This window comes from Chelativorans alearensis (assembly GCF_010993735.1).
In the GTDB taxonomy this organism is placed as follows: Bacteria; Pseudomonadota; Alphaproteobacteria; order Rhizobiales; family Rhizobiaceae; genus Chelativorans; species Chelativorans alearense.
The window spans coordinates 86,509-105,670 of the sequence record NZ_WQNI01000014.1 but is presented as its reverse complement, the minus strand read 5'-3'; the positions used below and the strand labels follow the sequence as shown (position 1 = coordinate 105,670).

The following is a 19,162-nucleotide window of genomic DNA, read 5'->3' as shown; positions in this document are numbered from 1 at the left end:
GTCGGTGTTGCCTGGGCGGCAAAGCCGCCGATCTGTTAACTTTCGCGGAACGAGCGGGCGAGGGTTTTCGTCAGCGGCGCCGCCAGATATTCAAAGAAGGTGCGCTCGCCGGTCGTGATAAAGACCTCGACGTCATGGCCGGGGCCAATGCGCGAGAGATCGAAGCCCAAGGCCGGATCGGCCCGGATTTTGAGCCGTGTGAGATAGTAGGGTTCACCGGTCCGCTCGTTCTCCAGACGATCAGCCGACACATAGACGACACGCGCGGTGACAGGCGGCGTCTGGCGTGCATCGAAGGCCGAAAAGTTAAGCCAAGCCTCCTGCCCCATCCGCACCTCGTCGACATCCTGTGGCCTCACGCGCGCCTCGACCAGAAGGCTGGCCCCTTCAGGCACAATGGTCATCAGCTCCTGGCCGGGCGTGATCACAGCACCGGTATTGTGCTTGGAAAGGTTGATGACCGTTCCGGAAGCAGGCGCCCGCACGATCAGGCGTCCGCTCACATCCTCGGCCGTGCGCAGCTTCTCGAGGATTTCCGTGCGCTTGAAGCGCAACTCGGCTAGCTGGGCCGAGGCCTCGCTGATGCGGACCGAGCGCGCCTGCTCGATGCGCTCGCGGATTTCCGCGATCGACTGCCTGGCCTCGGCGATCGCTGCCGAAAGCTGCCCCTGCCGACCCTTCAGCTCGGCTTCGGCCCGCTTCAGCGCCAGCACTTGGCTCTTGCGGGTCAGCCCCTTTGCAAGCAGGGCCTCGAAGTCCTGGCGCTCCTCGACGAGGAAGACTATCTGCCGTGCAGTTTCGCCCTCCTGGAGCTCATGGCCGGCGATCTGCTCGCGAAGTGCGGCGATCTGCTGCTCGAGAACAGCGATTTCAGCCTGGTGCTTGCGCAGGCGCACCCGGAACTCCGCCCGCTGGTCGTCCAGCAGGCGCACGGTCTCCGCATCCTCAGCACTGAGAAGCCCGGCGGGAAAGCTTGGCTCGGCAGCACCGTCGCGCTCAGCGAGGGTGCGTGCCTCGACCGCTTTTATGGCGGCGAGCTGCGCATTGAGGCGGGCCGCCTCCGATCGCGCCGCCGTGCCGTCGAGCACGAGCACCGGTTCCCCCGCCTTGACTTTCTGCCCGTCACCGGCAAGGATCTCCTTCACGATACCGCCCTCCAGATGCTGGACGATCTTGTTGCGGCCTTCGACGGTGACCTTTGCCGGCGCGATCACCGCGCCCGACATCGGCGCAAGCGCAGCCCAAGCGGCAAAGCCACCGAAGCCGCCCACCAGCGTGATCAGACCGGCTACCATCGGTCCAGCAAGACCGGTCCTGACGCCATCATGCCATGCCATCTCTTTTGCCTCCCTCGTCGCCTTGTTCAGCCGAACCGCGCGGTGACCGCGGGAATTTCGCGTGCCTGGTTGTCGGCGGGCGGCGGCGCTGCGGTCTCAGCCTGCTGCGCCGGGCGGATCTGCCGATGCAGGATCTCTTCCTTCGGGGCGAAAGCCTCGATCTTCCCGTCGCGCAGCATCATCATCTTGGTCAGCGCCGGCAAGACGCTGGTCCGCTGTGTGATGACCACGCAGGTAATACCGGCCGCACGCGCCTCGTGCAGCGCCGCAATAAGTGCCTGCTCGCCCTCGCTGTCGAGAGAAGCGTTCGGCTCGTCGAGCACGACCACTTTCGGATCTCCATAGAAGGCGCGGGCGAGTGCCACGCGCTGGCGCTCGCCACCCGAAAGCATATGCCCGTCCGTACCGAGGAGCGTGTCGTAGCCTTGGGGGAACCGCTGGATGAGGTCGTGGCAGTTGGCAAGGCGCGCCGCGGCAACGACCTTCTCGGGGTCCGGCGCGCCACTCATGCGGGCGATATTCTGGGCTACCGTACCGGGGAGCAGCTCGACGTCCTGCGGCACATAGCCGATGAAAGGGCCAAGCGCCTCCGCCTGCCAATTGGCGAGATCGCCTCCGCCGATGCGCACGACGCCCCCCGTCGGGGATACTGCCCCGACGAGCAGCCGCGCAAGCGTCGACTTTCCGGCACCGCTCGGGCCGATGATGCCGACAATCTCGCCGGGCTCTATTGCAAAGGTAAGCCCCTTCAGGATCGGCTCCGTGCCGGCATCGATCTGGAAGACCAACTGCTCGGCCGCAAGCGTGGCCACGGGAGCGGGAAGCGCCATCGGCAGCGCAGGCTCGGCCGTCAGGAGAGTGCCTATGCGTCGCCAGGCCTGACGGGCCGAGGCGACGGCCTTCCAGCCACCGATCGCATGATTGAGCGGCGCGAGGGCGCGCGCGGAGATTATCGAGGCGGCAAAGATGATGCCGGCGCTCAAGCTGTGGTCCGACAGAACGAGATAGGCGCCGTAGCCGAGGATGGCGACCTGCAGGAAGAGGCGCAGGAAATGGCTGATGCCGTTGGCGACCGCGTTGCGCCGCGCCGCCCTGTCGGAAGCGGCCATCGCCCTGGCGTTTTCGCCGCCCCAGGATTCCACACTTTGCGGAAACATGCCCATTGCACGGATCACCTCCGCATTGCGCGCATGGGCCTGCGCCTTCTGGAAGGCGGCCGCGCCGTGCCGGGAAGCCTCCGCGAGCGGATTTTCCGTGAGCATCTGATTGATGCCAGCGACAAGCAGGATTAGCAGAGCTGCCGCGAGCGCGACCCAGCCGAGTTGAGGGTGTATCAGATAGACGAGCGCCAGGTAGAGCGGCGTAACCGGCACATCGAAGAGCGCGCTCGCGAGAGGCGAGGCGATGAACTGGCGCAACTGGGCGAGGTCGCGCAGGCCTTGGATATCGGTGCCTGCGCGCCGGCTGCTTTGCAGCGACGCGGCCAGGATCGGCGCGCCGAGAACCGTTTCCAGCCGTGCACCGGCGCGCGTGAGCGCGAGCTGCCGCACGGCCTCGAGCACGCCGACCACCGCCAGGGCACCAACAACGATGACCGTGAGCATGAGGAGGGTCTCAACGCTCCTGCTTGTCAGTACGCGGTCATAGACCGACATCATGTAGAGCGGCACGCTCAGCATCAGCAGATTGAGCGCGAGCGAAAAGGATGCGGCGACCAGAACGCCCCGGCCGCAGGCACGGATGGCAGGCGAAAGGCTGTTGTGGCGTGGCACTGAAAAGCTCCGTTCTGCAGACCGGCCCGGTTCCGTCGCGAAGTGTTGCTGCAAAAGCGTCAATTAAGGGCTAATTGCCCGAGCGCCCCGGTCCTGCCTCTCGCGCGATATATGAATTCTCCGGCCCCGCAAATCCATTCGGCCTGACGGTCTATGTCGGTTGGCAGATGCAGGGACGCCAACAAATCTTCACGGGATTGCCTGTGGGAAACTGCGACCTTTCTGGCCGGCGGCGAGTTTCCGATTCCGGTCAGGCGAGCGTGAGGCGGACTAGAACCATCAATCCTGTTCTTTCTTGAGATCCGGCAACAGTCTTGCCCCGGCTGCGGCGGCGGATTGCCGGTTCCTCATTCCGAGGCCACGAAAGAGGGCGGCCATGTGGATTTTCACCGTTCCCTCGCCGAGGTGGAGCCTGCGCGCGATCTCCTTGTTCGAGAGGTCCTCGACCAGGAGCACGAGCACCTCGCGCTGTCGGGGAGTGAGGAAATCGATCGCCTTGCTGTCGGGTTCGCCGGGCTACTCGTTTCCTGAGGACACCACCTCTATGTCCGTCGCGGACGACGCCCGCCCCGCGCAGAAGCTGAACATCACGCAGCCGGTCGTCTCGGCGCACATCAAGGCACTGACGGATAAGCCTTTCACGTCTCGGACGGAGTTCCCCAGCAACCACATCCGAAACGATCGGACCAAGACAGCGACCTGAGACCTGAGTCCCTTTGCCTCCGTTTAAGACCGTGCTGGGGAGGGTCTTGGGAGGTTCGGCGGTAGGCCGCGCCAGAACCAATGCTGCCGAAACGGCTCTGATTCGTCAACTTCTAGGGTATCGAAGGGTCTGCTTTGGCCACAGACTCGTCTCCTAAGTTTGCGCTCTTTTATGGATCGTGCCCACTGAGGTGGTGTAACTGACGGCCTTGGTCGCCGTGCTCTCCGGCAGGGCCGGAATGATCAGCGTGCCACTGCCGGCAGGCTGATGAGCGGATCATCACTCATCTGGCTGATGGTCTCAAGCGTCATGTATCGGGCCCGCTGCACGGCCCATTCATCATTCTGTTCAAGCAGCAAGGCGCCGACGAGGCGGACGATGGCGTCGTCATTGGGGAAGATGCCGACGACCTCGGTGCGCCGCTTGATCTCGCCGTTGAGCCGCTCGATCGGATTGATCGAGTGCAGCTTGACGCGGTGCTCCTTGGGGAAGCTCATGTAGGCCAGCACGTCGTGCTCGGCCTCGTCCATGATGGCGGCGAGCTTCGGCACCTTCGGGCGGATCTGGTCGGCGACGGCGCGCCACTGCAGGCTTGCCGCCTCGGCTGTCTCCTGGGCGAAGGCGGTGGCGATGAAGGCCGAGACGACGCGGCGGCCGCTCTTCCCGGCATGGGCGAGCACGTTGCGGGCGAAATGAACCCTGCAGCGTTGCCAGGTGGCGCACAGAACCTTGGAAACCGCCGCCTTGATGCCTTCGTGAGCGTCGGAGACGACCAGCTTGACGCCGCGCAGGCCGCGCCGGGTGAGCTTGCGCAGGAACTCCGTCCAGATCGGCTCGGCTTCCGACGTGCCGACCTCCATGCCGAGCACCTCGCGGCGGCCATCACTGTTGACGCCGACGGCGATGATGACGGCGACGGAGACGATGCGCCCACCACGGCGCACCTTCAGATAGGTGGCATCGACCCAGAGATACGGCCAGTCGCCCTCGATCGGCCGGTCGAGGAAAGCCTTCACCTTGCCGTCGATCTCCTCGCACAGCCGGCTGACCTGGCTTTTGGAGACACCGCTCATGCCCATCGCCTTGACCAGGTCGTCGACCGAGCGCGTCGAGATGCCCTGGATATAGGCCTCTTGAATCACCGCCGTCAGCGCCTTCTCGGCCATTCGCCGCGGCTCCAGAAACGAGGGGAAATAGGACCCCATCCTGAGCTTGGGGATGCGCAGCTCGACCGTGCCGGCCCGTGTCTCCCAGGTCGCGATAGCCGTTGCGCTGAGCCGTGCGCAGCGGGTTCTTCTCGCGATAGCCAGCGCCGGTGGCAGCGCCAACCTCCATCTCCATCAGCCGTTCGGCGGCAAAGCCGATCATCTCGCGCAGGATATCGGCGTCAGGGGTCTTCTCTACGAGCGTGCGCAGGTTCATCATGTCGTTGGTCATCGGTGGTTCCTTCGAATCAAGTTGGTGTGAGCAACCCAACCCTACCGGAGAACATCGATGACCGCCGCTACACCGCTCGCTCGCTACAGCGCTGTTGAGAGCGCGCTCGCGAGCGGCTTCGTCGCCGCCGAGCTACACCACTCAGCGGGGCACGACCCTTTTATGTTATCAGACGAAACAACGTCGATATTGCACGAATTCTGTTTTGGATGATGTGGGAGGCCTGGAAACTCTATGACTGACGTATCTCACGACGAAGTAGCAGCACGTTGGAACCAGAACGCAGATCAGTGGACCCGCGATGTCCGGAGTGGTTACGACGTCTATCGTGACCTCTTCACTTTCCCTGCCTTTCAAGAATTCGTGCCGCCATTAGATGGCCTCAAGGTCATAGACTTCGGGTGCGGCGAGGGGACGAACACGCGGCAACTGGCGAAAATGGGTGCACGGGTGACGGGCATAGACATTTCCGGGAGATTTATCGATCACGCGCGCAAGGCTGAGCAGGAAGACCCCCTCGGCGTCACGTACAAGGTGTCGTGTTATAGCGGCGATACTGGGTTTCCCGACGCCTCGTTCGATGCCGTCATTTCCACAATGGCATTGATGGATGGTCCCGACTTTGATGCCGCTATGCGAGAGGCTTATCGGCTGCTGCGCCCCGGTGGTTTCTTGGTTTTCAGTATCCTCCATCCTTGCTTCATCACGCCGGGCCTGCGGTGGGAGAAGGATGAGCAAGGACACACGACCGCATTATGCGTGGCGCGTTACTTTGATCGGATCGGATTCACCGAGCATTGGCGCTTTGGAAATCGCCCCAAAGAAGAGGAAGTGTCTCCCTTCGCCGTGCCGCGCTTTCCGCGGACGCTCAGCGACTACCTCAATGCTGTCGCTGCGGCTGGTTTTCGGATCAGCCGCATTGAAGAGCCGCAGCCGTCGCCCGAAGCATGCGAAGCAGTTCCTCGATTTGCTCGCTGGCGAGACCTCGCGGCGTTCCTCTTGCTGGTAATGGCGGAACGCCCGGTCCGGCTCGCAGAGTTGCCGTAGAAGTTTCGCGGGTGAACTTCCACTCGGGTGCGGCAGCGTCGGTTGGGCCAACGTCGCGAAAGTTCCGCAACCGCGACCTACGCTTCACCGTCGGCAATGGCGCCTATTGGGCGGTGGCATAGACAGTACGAACGGCTGAATTGGGGGCGCACAGCGGTCGTTCCTAAGGTGTGGCGTGAACGTCTGGACCGGGTGGAAGCAGGAAGTTCAACGCGAACGCGCGGAACAGCCGCTCCGCGCTGGCTGACCGACACTCGCTGGATTTCTTGAGAGCCGGCATTGGCGCTATGGCTTGAGTCGACGCCAAGCCGCCTTTCTCGAGCCGTTTGGATACCCGAAAGCGTCATCAGGGCGCCACCACCCTAGGCGTTCTCTACCACGTCTCCGGCGCGGTGACCTGAACTGCGATTGCGCCTCTCCTGATGATGCTGGAGTATGGTGTCGGCGATATGGGCAGTGCGGCGCATTAGCACGATGTAGCCGTTCAGGACCTGAAACGCTCCGCTCGTCATCGTGCCGACTGCATAGAGGCGCGGCTGTGGGCGACCGTTTACATCCAGGAGCCGACTGGTGGTGCGTTCGATGTCGAGGCCGCCGAAGGGGTGGGCACGCCCCTCTCCAGACCGCAGCAGGGTGTCGACGAGTGGGATTGCCTTGCGGTCGGGCTCATTCCCGCTGGAACCGGCGGAGAAAACCCTGTCGAAGTGGAACGGCGGATGGTCTGCTGCGACAGCGACGAATTGACCGCCCTCATCCTTGGTCACCGAGCTTACTCCACGGACAACTTCAAGTTGGCCCGCCTCGGCGAGGTCGAGTATCTGTGCCGCACGAGTCCGTGGCATGGGACAGCATAAGCTGCAGTAGATGTGCCGAAAGCCAGCCACGCGCGCCTTGTCTGCCGGGTTAAGGAAATACCATGCGTCCTGGAGGACCAGGAGCGTCTTGATCAAAATTGCATAGGCTACCCTGCCATCGTCGATATGCATCAACTGATGCCGCAACCGGTCGATCCCGTAGCGTGTCGAAAAAATCTCATCTTTGATTGGTTCCGGGGACGTGCAAGCCTGGTCGAGTTCCTCGTGGACGAGGTGTACGAGGTCCGCCAAAGTGAGCCCGCCCTTGACAGCGGCCCTCTCCTCGATGGCCTTAACCGTGAAACGCTGCAGTTCGTAATTGAGCGACGGCGGACGCACCGCAGGCAGCAGACCGTTTCTGGAGAAGAGTGTAATGCGGCCGCGATGCTTGTCCGCCTTCAAGGCCATGACCAAATCAACCGCGGTCAGTCCGGTGCCGATGATCCCTATGTGTTCGTCGAGATCCACACCGGCCAGGGCATCCTTCAGGGGATAGGGCCGGATGCAGAAGCTCTCCTGACCCTCCAATCCGTAGGGATCGAACCTGTCCGAACTGCCAACGGACAGGATTGCGTAATCGAAGGCATGGCTTCCATTCTGTGTGTAGACACGCACGCGATCGTCGACGACCGTCAAGCCCGTGACCTGCTCGCGAATGAACGTGAAATCTTCCATTATCGAAGCCGCTTGCCGGGCGGATTCCTTGAAATATCGGCCGATGAGTGCGCGCGGCGCGAAATTGTTGCCTGCGAACTCAGCGTAGCCGTGGGTCTTGAGCCAGATGCCAACATGCTCAGGCTGCCAATGACGAACCGACATGGTGTTCGTGTAGGTATTCGTTAGAGCCTCAGGTCGATCGGGGGCAAAGCTGCGGCCGCACCAGGGGTTTGACGTGGGATCGAACACGCTCACCTCCAGTGACACGTCGGGCCCGATGGTGTTGCGCGAGTGGATAAGGCTTTCGAGCAAGGCGACGGCCGTCGGCCCACCCCCTACTACTGCGATCGATAGGGAAGCAAGATCGTCCATCGAAGACCCCTCAGTTTGATGAACTAGGCTGCCCAAAAAGCGCCACCGGGGTGCCGCCTTAGGCGGGCTCTATTTTGGCTCCCGTGCGGTGGCCTGATCCGCGATCACGCCTCTCTCGGTTCTTAGCAGGCCAGTTTTTGGGTGACAGTTTCTATACTCGAAAAACTGCTGATCGGCGGTCGCGACCGTTACCTCGTGATAGAGGCGCAGTTTGGCGGCCGGCCCAAGCTTGGACAGGTACTGCATTGCCGCTCCGAAGATCGCGACATGGCTAGGATGGGATTCGGCCCATCGCTCCAGCGCCGCGAGGCTCTTCCACCAGCTCATGCCGAAGGATTTCTCGACCAGCCGGCCTTCAGCGTCGATCACCTGCATGTAGCGGTTTGCAAAGCAGCCGCAGGAGAGCCCCTCGTCGCTCAAGAAGTCCATTCCAGCCCTAAGCACCGGCTCGACCTCCTCCAGATACATGCGCCTCTCCTCCGGTTCCATGTCTGTCCAGTCCTGGCCGGAGCGGATGAGGCAGATATTCTCATGCGGGATAACGCGAAGACGGCCGCCCTCCGCGAAGATGCGCGGCCCGCCTGCGGAGTCCATCGCGTCGGTCTGCGAGAGCGGGATGCGATCGCGCATGCCACCCCAATAAGCGTGTTCGCGTATGGTGCCACTCATGCCGTCGGCGACCACCGCCACGCCCTCTGCCCGGTCGGAGGCCGAGAACAGTGTCTCGTAGCGTTCGACAGCGGGCTTCAGGATTTCGGTAAAGAAGCCGAGCCTTTCACCGGCCGGTTCCTCGCCCGTCCAATTTGCTCCGCGGGCGGCGAACCAGGGCTCGAAGCGTGCCGGATCGTCCCAATAAGCGATGGAGAGGACGTTGATGAAACCTTCCGCGTCGTCGCAGCGGGCGCGGTCCCAGTGGCCGGGTCCGTTTTCAGCCGCGAAGGCTTCGGCAATGGCTGCAAGCGGTGCGACGGAGGCAGCCGCGTTCTCGGGGCGGAACTGCAAGCCGAAATAGGCCATCACCACGCTTTTGACCGAGGGCCGGTGCCGCGCGACGTAAGACGGGTATGGCGGCTCGTAGTCGGCTCCTACGCGAGGATGGCGCGTGCGCGCGGTGACGAGGTGGCCGGGGATTGCCGGTTCCATCATGCCGCCCCCTCTTGATCATCGGAAACGGTGACGTCCAGCGGCACATCGGGGCCGATGGCGTTACGCGATCGGATGAGACTTTCGAGCAGGCGACGGCCGTCGGTCCGCCACCAATCACCGCAATCGACAGCGCAGCAAGATCGTGCATCGATGACCTCTGGTTTCATAATCATGAGTGGTCAATCCGCTTCCGCTCGATGCGTTACACACCCGCTACAGTGAATCCCCGCACAACCCCTTACGTCCCGTTATGTATCGAAGAATTGTAACAGTGATTTAAACACAGCCTTCAGATGGAGTATTTCAGGATATTGCTGTGTATGTCAGGAAATCACGGAGCGCGGCTGGCTAATCGAGATGTTGTTGCAATATTTCCGCGCCCCTCGACAATCGAGCTACGCAGAGCGCATCTTTGGCGCGAGGTCTGTGGCGGCCGCATGATCATCATCGAGACCTTCGAACGATGGAGGCAGCCGCGCGGCCCCCCGGACAAAACGACACCGAACCCGGAGAACGCCCCATGACCCGGCATGGCATGATCCAGTCCCAAGCCGTAGGCGCACAGCCTCCGGCACCGGATCCACGCGTGTCCATGGTGATCATCAACGCCGACAGAGCCGCGCCCAGCCGCCAACCGTCCCGACAACACCGCGTGCAGGCGCAATGAAGCAGTCTGTCCGCATTCACCCCAGAACTTCCCGACACCGGTCGCGCCATCGCCAACATCTGCCGAAAATCGAAATCCCCATAGCCATCGCCTGTGGCCCGCGGGTTCCTTCCTCGGGGACTTTCGTACGCCTGCCGGCGCCCGAAACTCTTCGCGAAACCAGACTGTCCGGTTTTGGTGTCTGATCGCGGGAAACTGCCGTTCGGCCAGACGATAAGACGCTCCTAGCAGGCCGAAATGACCGTATCGGCGCGGTCCTTGGATGAAGCGCTTCATCCAAGGCCCGCGCGCGGGGCCAATCTGGCAAGCAGATGCGTTGCAGGTGCGAGACTGCGAATACCCTCATTCTCCCCCAAGTCCTCACGGACGAACGCGGATAACCGTCTTCCCCGCGCGTCGCTCGGTCGCGTTGAAGGTGGCGACGGCATCGTCGAGGGTCGAGACTTTGCCGATGTTCGTCCGCAGTCGTCCGTCCCGCACCCGCTGGACGATCTCACTCAGTTGGGCACGATCGGACTCGACGACGAAGTCGACCGCCAGGCCATCTGCGGGCCGCGCCTCGGCCGGTCCGACGACGGTCACCAGCTTTCCGCCGGCCCGAATCAGGGCTGCGGACCGCTTCTGGATGTCGCCGCCGATGACATCGAACACCAGATCGACTGCGCCGACGTCTTCCAGGGCGTCGTTCTCGAGGTCGACGAATTCATTTGCGCCGAAGTCGAGCGCCTTCTGACGGTCGGCGGCACGCCCGGTGCCGATGACATAGGCGCCAGCCTCTCGTGCGAGCTGCGTCACCATCGAACCGACTGCGCCGGCCGCGCCGTGCGCGAGGACGCTCTGCCCCGCCTGAAGGCGGCCGTGCTGAAACAGTCCCTGCCACGCGGTCAGGCCCGAGATTGGCAAGCTCGCGCCCACCGTGAAGTCGACGTCGCCCGGCAGTGGCACGAGGTTGCGTGCCTCCATGGCTACATACTCCGCGAGCGTGCCGTCGCGATGCCAGTCTGCGAGGCCGAACACCCGCTGTCCCACCGACAGCCCCGTCGTGCCATAGCCGAGAGCGGTGACCACTCCGGCCAGCTCGTGCCCAGGGATGGACGGTGTTCGGTCACTGTCGCGGCGATCGGTCCAGGTCGAGGGCCACGCCAGTTCCGTCGGGACGAATCCCGACGCATGAACCTGAACGACGACGTCGTTTATCGCCGCCTGCGGCTCGGGACGCTCCACCAGCTTCATCCCGGCCGTTCCCGCAGCCTGGTCCGTCACAACGATTGCTTTCATGATAATTATCTCCTTGGTCATTTTCCGTTTGGTCGAAATGTTGCATGGATGGAACGTCCGTTCGGCATCTCATGCCGGGCATGGGAGCGAGCCGTAGCGTTCGTTGATGATCTCAGTTGTGGCAGCGCGGAACGAAGTTTTCCAATAGCTGGCGTGTATAGTTTCCATACAACGGCAATTGCTCCGGCCGACAGCGCTTGCCCGGTCTGAAATCGATGCTTGAGGAAGCGACGAAGGAAGAACAATGGAACTCAACCAGATTCGATATTTCCTGAACCTGGCGGACACCCTCAGCTTCACCGAAGCAGCCATGCGGAGCGGGGTGTCTCAGCCCACGCTCACCCGCGCGATACAGCGGCTCGAACAAGAACTGGGCGGAACGTTGGTCTATCGCGATGGAAAAGATAGTCGCCTGACAGCGCTCGGCCGCGACATCCGATCCGAATTCACGGCGATCGCGGACCGTGAGCAGCGGGTTCGGGCGATATCCCTCAATCGGGTTCGCGGTCGCCGCGAGACTTTGACGCTGGGCGTCGTGAATACCATCGCGCCGGCGCTGATTACCGGGTTCGTTACGCACGCCCTTCGACAGATGCCGATGCTCGAACTGGTTCTTCAGCCAATCACGCGCGACCAAGGAATGGAGCTGCTCCTCAGCGGCCAAATTGATGGGTGCTTCTGCACGGATCCAGCAGCCGGAAACTCAAAGATCGCCACCATCGAAATGTTTCGCGAGCGACTGTTACTGGCGATGGCGCACGGACACAGCTTGGCAAGCCAGGCCTCGGTGTCTCTTTCGGACCTGTCGGAGCAACCGTACCTCGATCGGCTTCAGTGCGAATTCCGCACGCGCGTGCAAAACCATCTGCATGAGCGTGCGGTGATCATGATTCCACGGCTCAGATCCGAACGGGAGGATCTGATTCAACAGGCCGTGGCAGCGGGCGCCGGCGTTTGCATGCTGCCTGAGCGCTCGGCAATCGTAGAGGGATTGACGTTGCGCCCGGTCGATACGCTGGACCTGTCGCGCACGGTCGCATTCCAATCGATTTCGGGATCTGGAACGGCAGCGGCGCTGCGGCAGCTTCGCGTGCTGATCGAGCGTTATGTGTGGTTGTGAACTCCGGGAGAGCCGACCTATGATGCGGTCGCCGCACAAGCATTCCTATCACATGTCGGTGGTAGCATCGAAACTATAGTTGCGGCGTATTGGACACCTTCCGATCGAATATCCATCTTCAATCGCAGGAATTCGAAGGAGAAAACCATGGCTGCCTACAAGAAAACGGAAGCTGCGATCGCCAAGCTGTCGCCTGAGGAATATCGGGTGACGCAGCAGAGTGCGACCGAGCGGCCTGGAACCGGGGCGCTTCTCTACAACAAGGAACCCGGCATTTATGTCGATATCGTCTCAGGTGAACCGCTGTTCGCATCGTCGGACAAATACGAGTCGGGCTGCGGATGGCCGAGCTTCGCCAAGCCGATCGAATCCGCAAACGTAAACGAGCTGCGCGACACCAGCCACGGCATGATCCGGACGGAAGTGCGTTCGACGCATGGCCACAGTCATCTCGGCCACGTTTTCCCGGACGGACCGACCGATCGTGGCGGCCTGCGTTACTGCATCAATTCGGCTTCGCTGCGCTTCGTGCCACGCGACGAGATGGTGGAGCAGGGTTACGGTGAATTTCTCAACCAGGTGGAGGACATCTGATGACGACTGAACGCACTGTTCTCGCTGGCGGCTGCTTCTGGGGCATGCAGGATCTCATCCGCAAGCTGCCCGGTGTGATCTCGACCCGGGTCGGGTATACAGGTGGCGACGTGCCGAATGCGACATATCGCAATCACGGCACCCATGCCGAGGCGATCGAGATCATCTTCGATCCCTCGCAGACCACCTATCGCCGTTTGCTCGAGTTCTTTTTCCAGATTCATGATCCGACGACGCTCAATCGTCAGGGGAACGATCTAGGCACGAGCTACCGCTCGGCGATCTATTTCACCAGCGACGAACAGAAGGCCGTTGCGCTGGATACGATCACGGACATCGATGCGTCGGGATTGTGGCCCGGCAAGGTGGTCACCGAAGTCGAGCCGGTCAGCAATTTCTGGGAGGCAGAGCCCGAACACCAGGACTATCTCGAGCGGTATCCGCAGGGATATACCTGCCATTTTCCACGTCCCAACTGGGTGTTGCCGCGCAGGACAGGTGCTGCCGCCTAGAAGCAAGCGGCTCGCGGTATAGCGCCGCGAGCCGGGAATGGAGAAACTCATGGAACCGGGAATTGTGGGCTTGCCGGCCCCGCCGCTGGAGAACGTCCGGTGGATCAATGAAGATGGCGATGAGCGTGGCCCGTTGACCTTGGCCGAACTGGGGACGGGCTTCAATATCCTGTACTTCTTTCAGGATTGGTGTGCGGGTTGTCACGCGCAAGGCTTTCCCACATTCGTGGTCCTTGCCGAGGACCTTCGCGATAAGGGAGTTGGCCTGGCAGCCATCCAGACTGTGTTCGAGGGTTCGGACGTTAACACCTTCGACCGTCTACGGGAAAATCAACGACGATATGGACTGCGTGTTCCCTTTGGGCATGCTGTCGCTGACCCGGCCTCAGCGGACGCCGTGCCTGCGATAATGGAGGCATACCGCTCCGGTGGAACCCCCTGGTTCGTCGTGATCGCGCCCGATGGCCGCGTCGTGTACGACGGGTTTCGGCTCGACGCGAAAAGTCTCATCCAGACACTTCGGCCGCTTGCCGCCTAACAAAAGAGCCTGGATACGCAGCTTGCCGGCTCGCCGTAGCCGTGTGTCGGCTTTCTGGGAAGTCACCGCACAACCAGACTGCCGGCGTCCCACCCAATGCCGCGCCTTGAACCAGCACGCGCGCCAATGCGGTTTTTCCGGAGATCAATTTCCGAATCGGGGCCGTTTCCGGAAGGTCCGGTTTCAGCCTGTGACTGGCGAGAGCCGCCAACCCAAAGGTGCCGTTCCCTGACTTTCAATTTCAACGCCCGTTTCGAAAGGGGCTATTTGCAAGGGACCCGCGCCGGGCTCTTCAGGGCTGCTGTGGTGTATCGCGGAAATCACCGGCCAAGGGTTGCGCCGGCAGCGTATGTGACGGACACTGCGCCCGACCATTCATAGCAGGAGGGGCTGTGATGTCAGCACACGTGCAATCCGGCGGCAAGATGAATGTCGTCTTTTGGGTCTCCATGATGTTCTGCCTCATCATCGGCACCTGGGGCCTGATCGATCCCGACAGCATGACCGGCACCATGCTGGGTTTCACCAATTACCTGCTTAACGGCGCGGCCTGGTACTGGCTGCTGATTTGCACCGCTTTCCTCGTGCTCAGCGTCTATCTGGCCTTCGGCCCCTATGCCCATATCCGGCTCGGGCGCGACGACGAGGAGCCGGAATTCTCGACCGCCTCGTGGATCGCCATGCTGTTTGCCGGCGGCATGGGGTCGGGCCTTCTCTTCTGGGGCGTTGCCGAACCCGTTTACCATTTCGAGGCGCCCCCAGGAATGGAAGGCGGCACCGCGCTTGCCGCGCGCGAGGCGATGGTCATCACCAATCTTCACTGGGGTCTGCACGCCTGGGCGATCTATGGCGTGTGCGCCATGGTGATCGCCTATTTCACCTTCCGCCGCGGCGAAAAATCGATGATCTCAACGCCGATCAAGGCGGTGTTCACGGGCCCGTCGGGCAATGCGATCGGCCATGTCGCCGACATCCTCGGCGTGCTCGCCGTGGTGTTCGGCCTGGCCGGATCGCTGGCCATGGGCACGCTGTCGGTGCGCTCGGGGCTCAATTTCGCCTACGGCGTTCCGGAAACGCTGACTACGTCGTTCAGCATCATGGCGGTGCTCTATATTTGCTACATGCTGTCGGCGACTACCGGCGTCGACAAGGGCATCAAGATCCTGTCCAATCTCAACATGGTCATCGCCATCGCGTTGATGGTCATGGTCATGTTCGCCGGTCCGACCGCATTCATCTTCGAGACCTTCCTCAACACGATCGGCGAATATTTCACCCGCATCGTCGCGCTGTCCTTCCGCTTGTTTCCCTATGAGGGGCTGACCACCTGGATGACCGGCTGGACGCTGACCTACCTGATCTGGTGGATCGCCTGGGGGCCGTTCATCGGCATCTTCGTTGCGCGCATCTCGCGCGGCCGTACCATCCGTGAATTCTGCTTCGGCGTCATCATCGTGCCGACCCTGTTCTCGATGCTGTGGTTTGCCGTCTTCGGTGGCGCGGGCATCTATACCGAGCTTTACGGTGCCGGCGGCCTGTCCGACGTGGTTTTCGAGAATGTCTCGAAAGCGCTGTTCATCTTCTTCGACTTCTTCCCCGGCACGATCGTGCTGAACACGCTTGCCGTGACCCTGGTCTTCATCTTCCTGGTGACATCGGCCGATTCGGGCACATTCGTTCTGTCGATGATGACGTCGGAGGGGAACCTCAACCCGCCGGTCAGCCACAAGATGGTCTGGGGCACGCTGATCGCTGCCATCACCGTGGGCACGATCTTCACCCAGTCGGTGCCGGTGGCCAAGGCGATGGCGATTGCCGGCGCCCTGCCGTTCTCGGTCATTCTTCTGATCCAGATCGTCGGCTTCCTGCGCGAGATACGCCATGAGCGCAAGGATCGTCCGCGACCGATCGAGGCGCGCGGCACAACGGTCGGCCGCGCCAGGGCCTGACGACGGCACAGGGAGGAACGGATATGTCCAACCGCCTGTCAGCAATCCTCGTCTCGCTGGCCTGCCTGTTTGCAGCCGCCTGCAGCGAAAGCCGTGACACGATCACCGTCGGCTCCAAGAATTTCGGCGAAAGCAACATCCTGGCCCATATGTTCACGATTCTCATTCGCGAGCAGGGCATCCCTGCCGCCGGGCCGATCGAGTATCCAAACACACAATCGATCCTCGAAGCCCTCAAACGCGGCGACGTGGACATCTATCCCGACTACAACGGCACCGGACTGGTGATGATCGGCCAGAACCCGCTATCGGACGGCGATGCGGCCACGGCCAGGGTGAAGGAACTCTACGCGCCGCTCGGCCTGACCTGGCTGCCACGTCTCGGCTTCGCCAACAATTTCGGCCTGGCCATGCGCGCCGACCGCGCCGAGGAACTCGGCGTGACCAGCATTTCCGAACTGGCCGGAATCGCGGGCGACCTGACGCTCGGCATCGAGGCCGATTTCCAGACCCGGCCGCTTGACGGGCTGCAGCCGCTGAGCGCCCGCTACGGAATGGAATTCGGCGCGCTGGACGTCGTCCCGCTCGACGACCGCGGCATCATCTACGACAAGCTGCTCGACGGCGATGCCGACGTCGGCGAAGTGTACACGACGGACGGCCAGATCGCCGACTACGGCATGGTCCTCCTGGAGGACGACCTGTCCTTCTTCCCCGTCTACCAGGCGGCGCCGCTGGCCCGCACGGAGAGCCTCGAGCGGCTGCCGGAGATGCGCGAGGCCATTACAGCACTGGGCGGGCGGATCGACGCCGAAACCATGGCCGCGCTCAACAGCCGCGTCGACATCGACGGTCGGTCGGCCGAAACCGTGGCGCGCGCAGCGCTCGCGGAAATGGGCCTCGTAACGGGCGGGAATGTCTCCGACGAGGCGCCGCTGGCCATATCGGCTTCTCCATTGCTGACTGAGACGGGTCTCGGCAACGCGGCCCTGCGGGCGGCACGCCGTGCCTTCACGGGCCGCGAGACAGAGCTTGTCCCGAGCGACGATCCGTTGGCACGTGTCGGCGCCGGAGAGGCGCGCATGGCGCTTGTCGAGGCGGACGCCTTCTTCGATCTTTCGGGCGCAGAGCCTGCCCGCAGCGAACGTTTCGAGGCGGTCGCCGCCGTCGGCCAGTCGATCGTGCATCTCCTGAGCCGCACATCGATCAAGGATATCGGGTCGATCGTCGTCGGCCCGTCCGGCTCGGCAAGCAATCGGCTGGGACCGGTGATGGCCAGGGGACTGGGGCTCGAGGCGACGATCGAGGCCGCCGACGCCGAGACTGCCGAGGCGATGCTCGCGACGTTGGAAGCTGCCGGCGCCGATGCCGTCCTCGTCGTCGCCCCGATCGGGCACGAGACGGTCGCCGGGCTTGCCGGGCAGGCCGGTCTCACCTTGCGCACCCTTGAAGGCTGGAAGGAGGAGGCCAATCTCGTGCGCTACCCGTTCCTGCGCGAGGTTCGGGTGCCTTCCAACACCTATCCCCGGCAATTCGCTACCGCCGACACCATCGGCGAGCAGGTTGTGCTGGCAAGCGTCGCCCCCGACACCTCGGACATGGTGGGCAATCAGGGACCCGGGGCGGCGGCGGAGTCCGTGTCGCCCCTGCCCGGCTCGGCGGTGACCGCGCTCGTCGAGGCGATCCCCGGCACGACGTTGATCGACCCGACGCTGAAGCAGGCTGCGGCGCTGGCGCCGCCCGAGCCGAAACTGCCCGCGTCGATCAATCCGGCCATGGATGTCTCTCTGCTCAATCTGGCGCTCGTCCTGCTGATGCTGTGGCTAGGTTGGCTCTACATACGCCCCGAACGTCGCTGATTGCCGGGAGGACCGTCCAATGACCAACAGCATCCTTGTTCCGGTCGACCTTGCCGACCTCGAAACGTCGATGGAGGTGCTCGGCACGGCCGTAGACCAGGCACGCAATTCGAACGCCAGGCTGACCGTGATGACCGTCGTGCCCGATCTCATGACCGGCCTCGACTACCGATATGCAATCCGGGGCGAGACCGGCGGTTCGGCCGACTATGATATCAAGGAGATCGTCAGCGAGGCGCTCGGACGGTTGAACCAGGTGGTCAGCGACGCCACGCCTGAGGGCATGTCGGTGGACACGATCGCGCGCCACGGAACGGTCTACGAGCAAATCCTGCAGGTCGCCGAGGAGATCGGAGCCGATCAAATCGTCATAGGCGCCCACCGGCCGCAGATATCGGACTATCTTCTGGGTCCGAACACCGCCCGGGTGGTCCGCCACGCCAAATGTTCGGTCAATGTGGTGCGGATATGACAGGGGGCCGCTCGGGGAAGCCGCACACGGAGCGAGCGCGGGTTGATCTCGAAGGATGACCGGCCCAGGTGAGAGAGCGAAACGACAGAGCGGGAGCAGGCAATGTGTCGGCGTCAATCCCAGCGCTGGCCCGACCGCCTTCGCGCTCTTGAACCGCTGCGGGATGTCGATCGTTGCGGTATAGGCCAGCGCCACCACCGCACCGACGCCGGGTATCGTCATCAGCCGCCGACAGACCGCATCGTCACGGACGATGGCCAGCAGCTTGCGGTGAAGGACGGCAAAATTCTGCCGCAGCTTGCCGCGCGCCCCCAGCAGCGGCTCAACGATCTCGACCAAATCGGGCATGCCTTCGATGAGCTCGCGGACGCGCGCCTCGAAATTGACCGCACCAACAGGGCCGACCTTGAGCCCGAAGTTGCGCAGCAGGCCGCGGATGTCGTTCTCAACGGCAATGGCCTTTTCCTGCAAGAGCTTGCGGGCGGTCAGCAGCGCTCGGCGCTAGGAACGCCTTGGTATGGCGGGTCTCGATGCAGATCACTAGCAAGCCGGCCCGGGCCAGGCCTTCGAACAACCATTGCGACAACGGCCCGGCTTCAAGCCCGATGCGCTCAAGCCGCAAGGCCGGATCCTTGAGCACTCGCGCCAGATCCTGCGGGTGGCTTGGCACTTTCAACTCGCGGCAAATCTGACCTGTTTCGTCGACAATGCAGACCGCGGTCTCTTTCAACGCGATATCCAATCCGGCATAATGTTTCATGCTGCGCTTCTCCCTCTGATGCTTGTGGCTGCTCCACGCAGACCACGTTTTACCATCAGCTCGAAGCGCAGCACCTTCAACATAGCCA

General features: G+C 62.6%; 14 protein-coding genes and 3 pseudogenes. 9 read left to right on the top strand and 8 right to left on the bottom strand.

Features of this window, described 5'->3' with window-relative positions:
• Nucleotides 1–35: 35 nt before the first annotated feature.
• The 3 genes and pseudogenes from GPJ75_RS21285 to GPJ75_RS21275 form a co-directional block, all read right to left on the bottom strand.
• On the bottom strand, nucleotides 36–1,337 hold the full coding sequence (locus GPJ75_RS21285; RefSeq protein WP_163271097.1) for an HlyD family type I secretion periplasmic adaptor subunit: 1,302 nt from the start codon (nucleotides 1,335–1,337) through the stop codon (nucleotides 36–38).
• A 26-nt stretch (nucleotides 1,338–1,363) separates the two neighbouring features.
• Nucleotides 1,364–3,109 (bottom strand): type I secretion system permease/ATPase, encoded by a 1,746-nt coding sequence (locus GPJ75_RS21280; RefSeq protein ID WP_163271094.1) that lies wholly within the window; start codon nucleotides 3,107–3,109, stop codon nucleotides 1,364–1,366.
• A 279-nt stretch (nucleotides 3,110–3,388) separates the two neighbouring features.
• Nucleotides 3,389–3,607 (bottom strand): annotated as a pseudogene (locus GPJ75_RS21275) (response regulator transcription factor); the annotation flags it as partial.
• Nucleotides 3,608–3,653: 46 nt separating this feature from the next.
• Between GPJ75_RS21275 and GPJ75_RS21270 the strand changes: the two are divergent.
• Nucleotides 3,654–3,812, top strand: a complete 159-nt coding sequence (locus GPJ75_RS21270) for a LysR family transcriptional regulator (protein WP_163271092.1) — start codon at nucleotides 3,654–3,656, stop codon at nucleotides 3,810–3,812.
• Nucleotides 3,813–4,054: 242 nt separating this feature from the next.
• On the opposite strand, the pseudogene GPJ75_RS21265 reads toward GPJ75_RS21270, so the two are convergent.
• A pseudogene (locus tag GPJ75_RS21265) lies at nucleotides 4,055–5,249 on the bottom strand (IS256 family transposase).
• A 234-nt stretch (nucleotides 5,250–5,483) separates the two neighbouring features.
• Between GPJ75_RS21265 and GPJ75_RS21260 the strand changes: the two are divergent.
• Entirely contained in the window at nucleotides 5,484–6,296 is an 813-nt protein-coding gene (locus tag GPJ75_RS21260; protein ID WP_163271090.1) for a class I SAM-dependent methyltransferase, read from the top strand.
• Between the two features lie 362 nt (nucleotides 6,297–6,658).
• Here the strand turns inward: GPJ75_RS21260 and GPJ75_RS21255 are convergent, their stop codons facing one another.
• The 3 genes from GPJ75_RS21255 to GPJ75_RS21245 all read right to left on the bottom strand — a co-directional run bounded on the left by GPJ75_RS21255 (nucleotide 6,659) and on the right by GPJ75_RS21245 (nucleotide 11,270).
• Nucleotides 6,659–8,179, bottom strand: a complete 1,521-nt coding sequence (locus GPJ75_RS21255; RefSeq protein WP_163271088.1) for an FAD/NAD(P)-binding protein — start codon at nucleotides 8,177–8,179, stop codon at nucleotides 6,659–6,661.
• Between the two features lie 69 nt (nucleotides 8,180–8,248).
• A complete protein-coding gene (locus GPJ75_RS21250; protein ID WP_163271211.1) occupies nucleotides 8,249–9,322 on the bottom strand; it encodes a phenylacetaldoxime dehydratase family protein in 1,074 nt (357 codons plus the stop codon).
• A gap of 1,030 nt (nucleotides 9,323–10,352) precedes the next feature.
• The gene (locus GPJ75_RS21245) at nucleotides 10,353–11,270 is read right to left on the bottom strand and encodes an NADP-dependent oxidoreductase (protein ID WP_163271086.1); all 918 of its coding nucleotides are present in this window, start codon (nucleotides 11,268–11,270) and stop codon (nucleotides 10,353–10,355) included.
• 244 nt (nucleotides 11,271–11,514) lie between these two features.
• On the opposite strand from GPJ75_RS21245, the gene GPJ75_RS21240 reads away from it, so the two are divergent.
• The 7 genes from GPJ75_RS21240 to GPJ75_RS21210 all read left to right on the top strand — a co-directional run bounded on the left by GPJ75_RS21240 (nucleotide 11,515) and on the right by GPJ75_RS21210 (nucleotide 18,314).
• A complete protein-coding gene (locus GPJ75_RS21240; protein WP_163271084.1) occupies nucleotides 11,515–12,390 on the top strand; it encodes a LysR family transcriptional regulator in 876 nt (291 codons plus the stop codon).
• Nucleotides 12,391–12,537: 147 nt separating this feature from the next.
• Entirely contained in the window at nucleotides 12,538–12,984 is a 447-nt protein-coding gene (gene msrB, locus GPJ75_RS21235) for a peptide-methionine (R)-S-oxide reductase MsrB (protein WP_163271082.1), read from the top strand.
• Nucleotides 12,984–13,496, top strand: a complete 513-nt coding sequence (msrA, locus tag GPJ75_RS21230) for a peptide-methionine (S)-S-oxide reductase MsrA (RefSeq protein WP_163271080.1) — start codon at nucleotides 12,984–12,986, stop codon at nucleotides 13,494–13,496. The genes msrB and msrA overlap by 1 nt, the downstream gene beginning before the upstream one ends.
• A gap of 37 nt (nucleotides 13,497–13,533) precedes the next feature.
• Entirely contained in the window at nucleotides 13,534–14,034 is a 501-nt protein-coding gene (locus GPJ75_RS21225) for a peroxiredoxin family protein (RefSeq protein WP_246249173.1), read from the top strand.
• Between the two features lie 395 nt (nucleotides 14,035–14,429).
• Nucleotides 14,430–15,983, top strand: coding sequence for a BCCT family transporter (locus GPJ75_RS21220; RefSeq protein ID WP_246249172.1), 1,554 nt, complete (start codon nucleotides 14,430–14,432; stop codon nucleotides 15,981–15,983).
• 23 nt (nucleotides 15,984–16,006) lie between these two features.
• Nucleotides 16,007–17,842, top strand: a complete 1,836-nt coding sequence (locus tag GPJ75_RS21215; protein WP_163271076.1) for a glycine betaine ABC transporter substrate-binding protein — start codon at nucleotides 16,007–16,009, stop codon at nucleotides 17,840–17,842.
• Nucleotides 17,843–17,861: 19 nt separating this feature from the next.
• Nucleotides 17,862–18,314, top strand: coding sequence for a universal stress protein (locus tag GPJ75_RS21210; protein ID WP_163271074.1), 453 nt, complete (start codon nucleotides 17,862–17,864; stop codon nucleotides 18,312–18,314).
• Nucleotides 18,315–18,422: 108 nt separating this feature from the next.
• On the opposite strand, the pseudogene GPJ75_RS21205 reads toward GPJ75_RS21210, so the two are convergent.
• A pseudogene (locus GPJ75_RS21205) lies at nucleotides 18,423–19,074 on the bottom strand (transposase); the annotation flags it as partial.
• Nucleotides 19,075–19,162: the final 88 nt, after the last annotated feature.

Excerpts from the sequence above, each read along its gene's own strand:
- msrB (WP_163271082.1), top strand. The coding sequence starts at position 12,538 with ATGGCTGCCTACAAGAAAACGGAAGCTGCGATCGCCAAGCTGTCGCCT.
- GPJ75_RS21245 (WP_163271086.1), bottom strand. The coding sequence starts at position 11,270 with ATGAAAGCAATCGTTGTGACGGACCAGGCTGCGGGAACGGCCGGGATG.
- GPJ75_RS21285 (WP_163271097.1), bottom strand. The coding sequence starts at position 1,337 with ATGGCATGGCATGATGGCGTCAGGACCGGTCTTGCTGGACCGATGGTA.
- GPJ75_RS21240 (WP_163271084.1), top strand. The coding sequence starts at position 11,515 with ATGGAACTCAACCAGATTCGATATTTCCTGAACCTGGCGGACACCCTC.
- GPJ75_RS21250 (WP_163271211.1), bottom strand. The coding sequence starts at position 9,322 with ATGGAACCGGCAATCCCCGGCCACCTCGTCACCGCGCGCACGCGCCAT.
- GPJ75_RS21270 (WP_163271092.1), top strand. The coding sequence starts at position 3,654 with ATGTCCGTCGCGGACGACGCCCGCCCCGCGCAGAAGCTGAACATCACG.
- GPJ75_RS21225 (WP_246249173.1), top strand. The coding sequence starts at position 13,534 with ATGGAGAAACTCATGGAACCGGGAATTGTGGGCTTGCCGGCCCCGCCG.
- GPJ75_RS21260 (WP_163271090.1), top strand. The coding sequence starts at position 5,484 with ATGACTGACGTATCTCACGACGAAGTAGCAGCACGTTGGAACCAGAAC.
- GPJ75_RS21220 (WP_246249172.1), top strand. The coding sequence starts at position 14,430 with ATGTCAGCACACGTGCAATCCGGCGGCAAGATGAATGTCGTCTTTTGG.
- GPJ75_RS21210 (WP_163271074.1), top strand. The coding sequence starts at position 17,862 with ATGACCAACAGCATCCTTGTTCCGGTCGACCTTGCCGACCTCGAAACG.
- msrA (WP_163271080.1), top strand. The coding sequence starts at position 12,984 with ATGACGACTGAACGCACTGTTCTCGCTGGCGGCTGCTTCTGGGGCATG.
- GPJ75_RS21255 (WP_163271088.1), bottom strand. The coding sequence starts at position 8,179 with ATGGACGATCTTGCTTCCCTATCGATCGCAGTAGTAGGGGGTGGGCCG.
- GPJ75_RS21215 (WP_163271076.1), top strand. The coding sequence starts at position 16,007 with ATGTCCAACCGCCTGTCAGCAATCCTCGTCTCGCTGGCCTGCCTGTTT.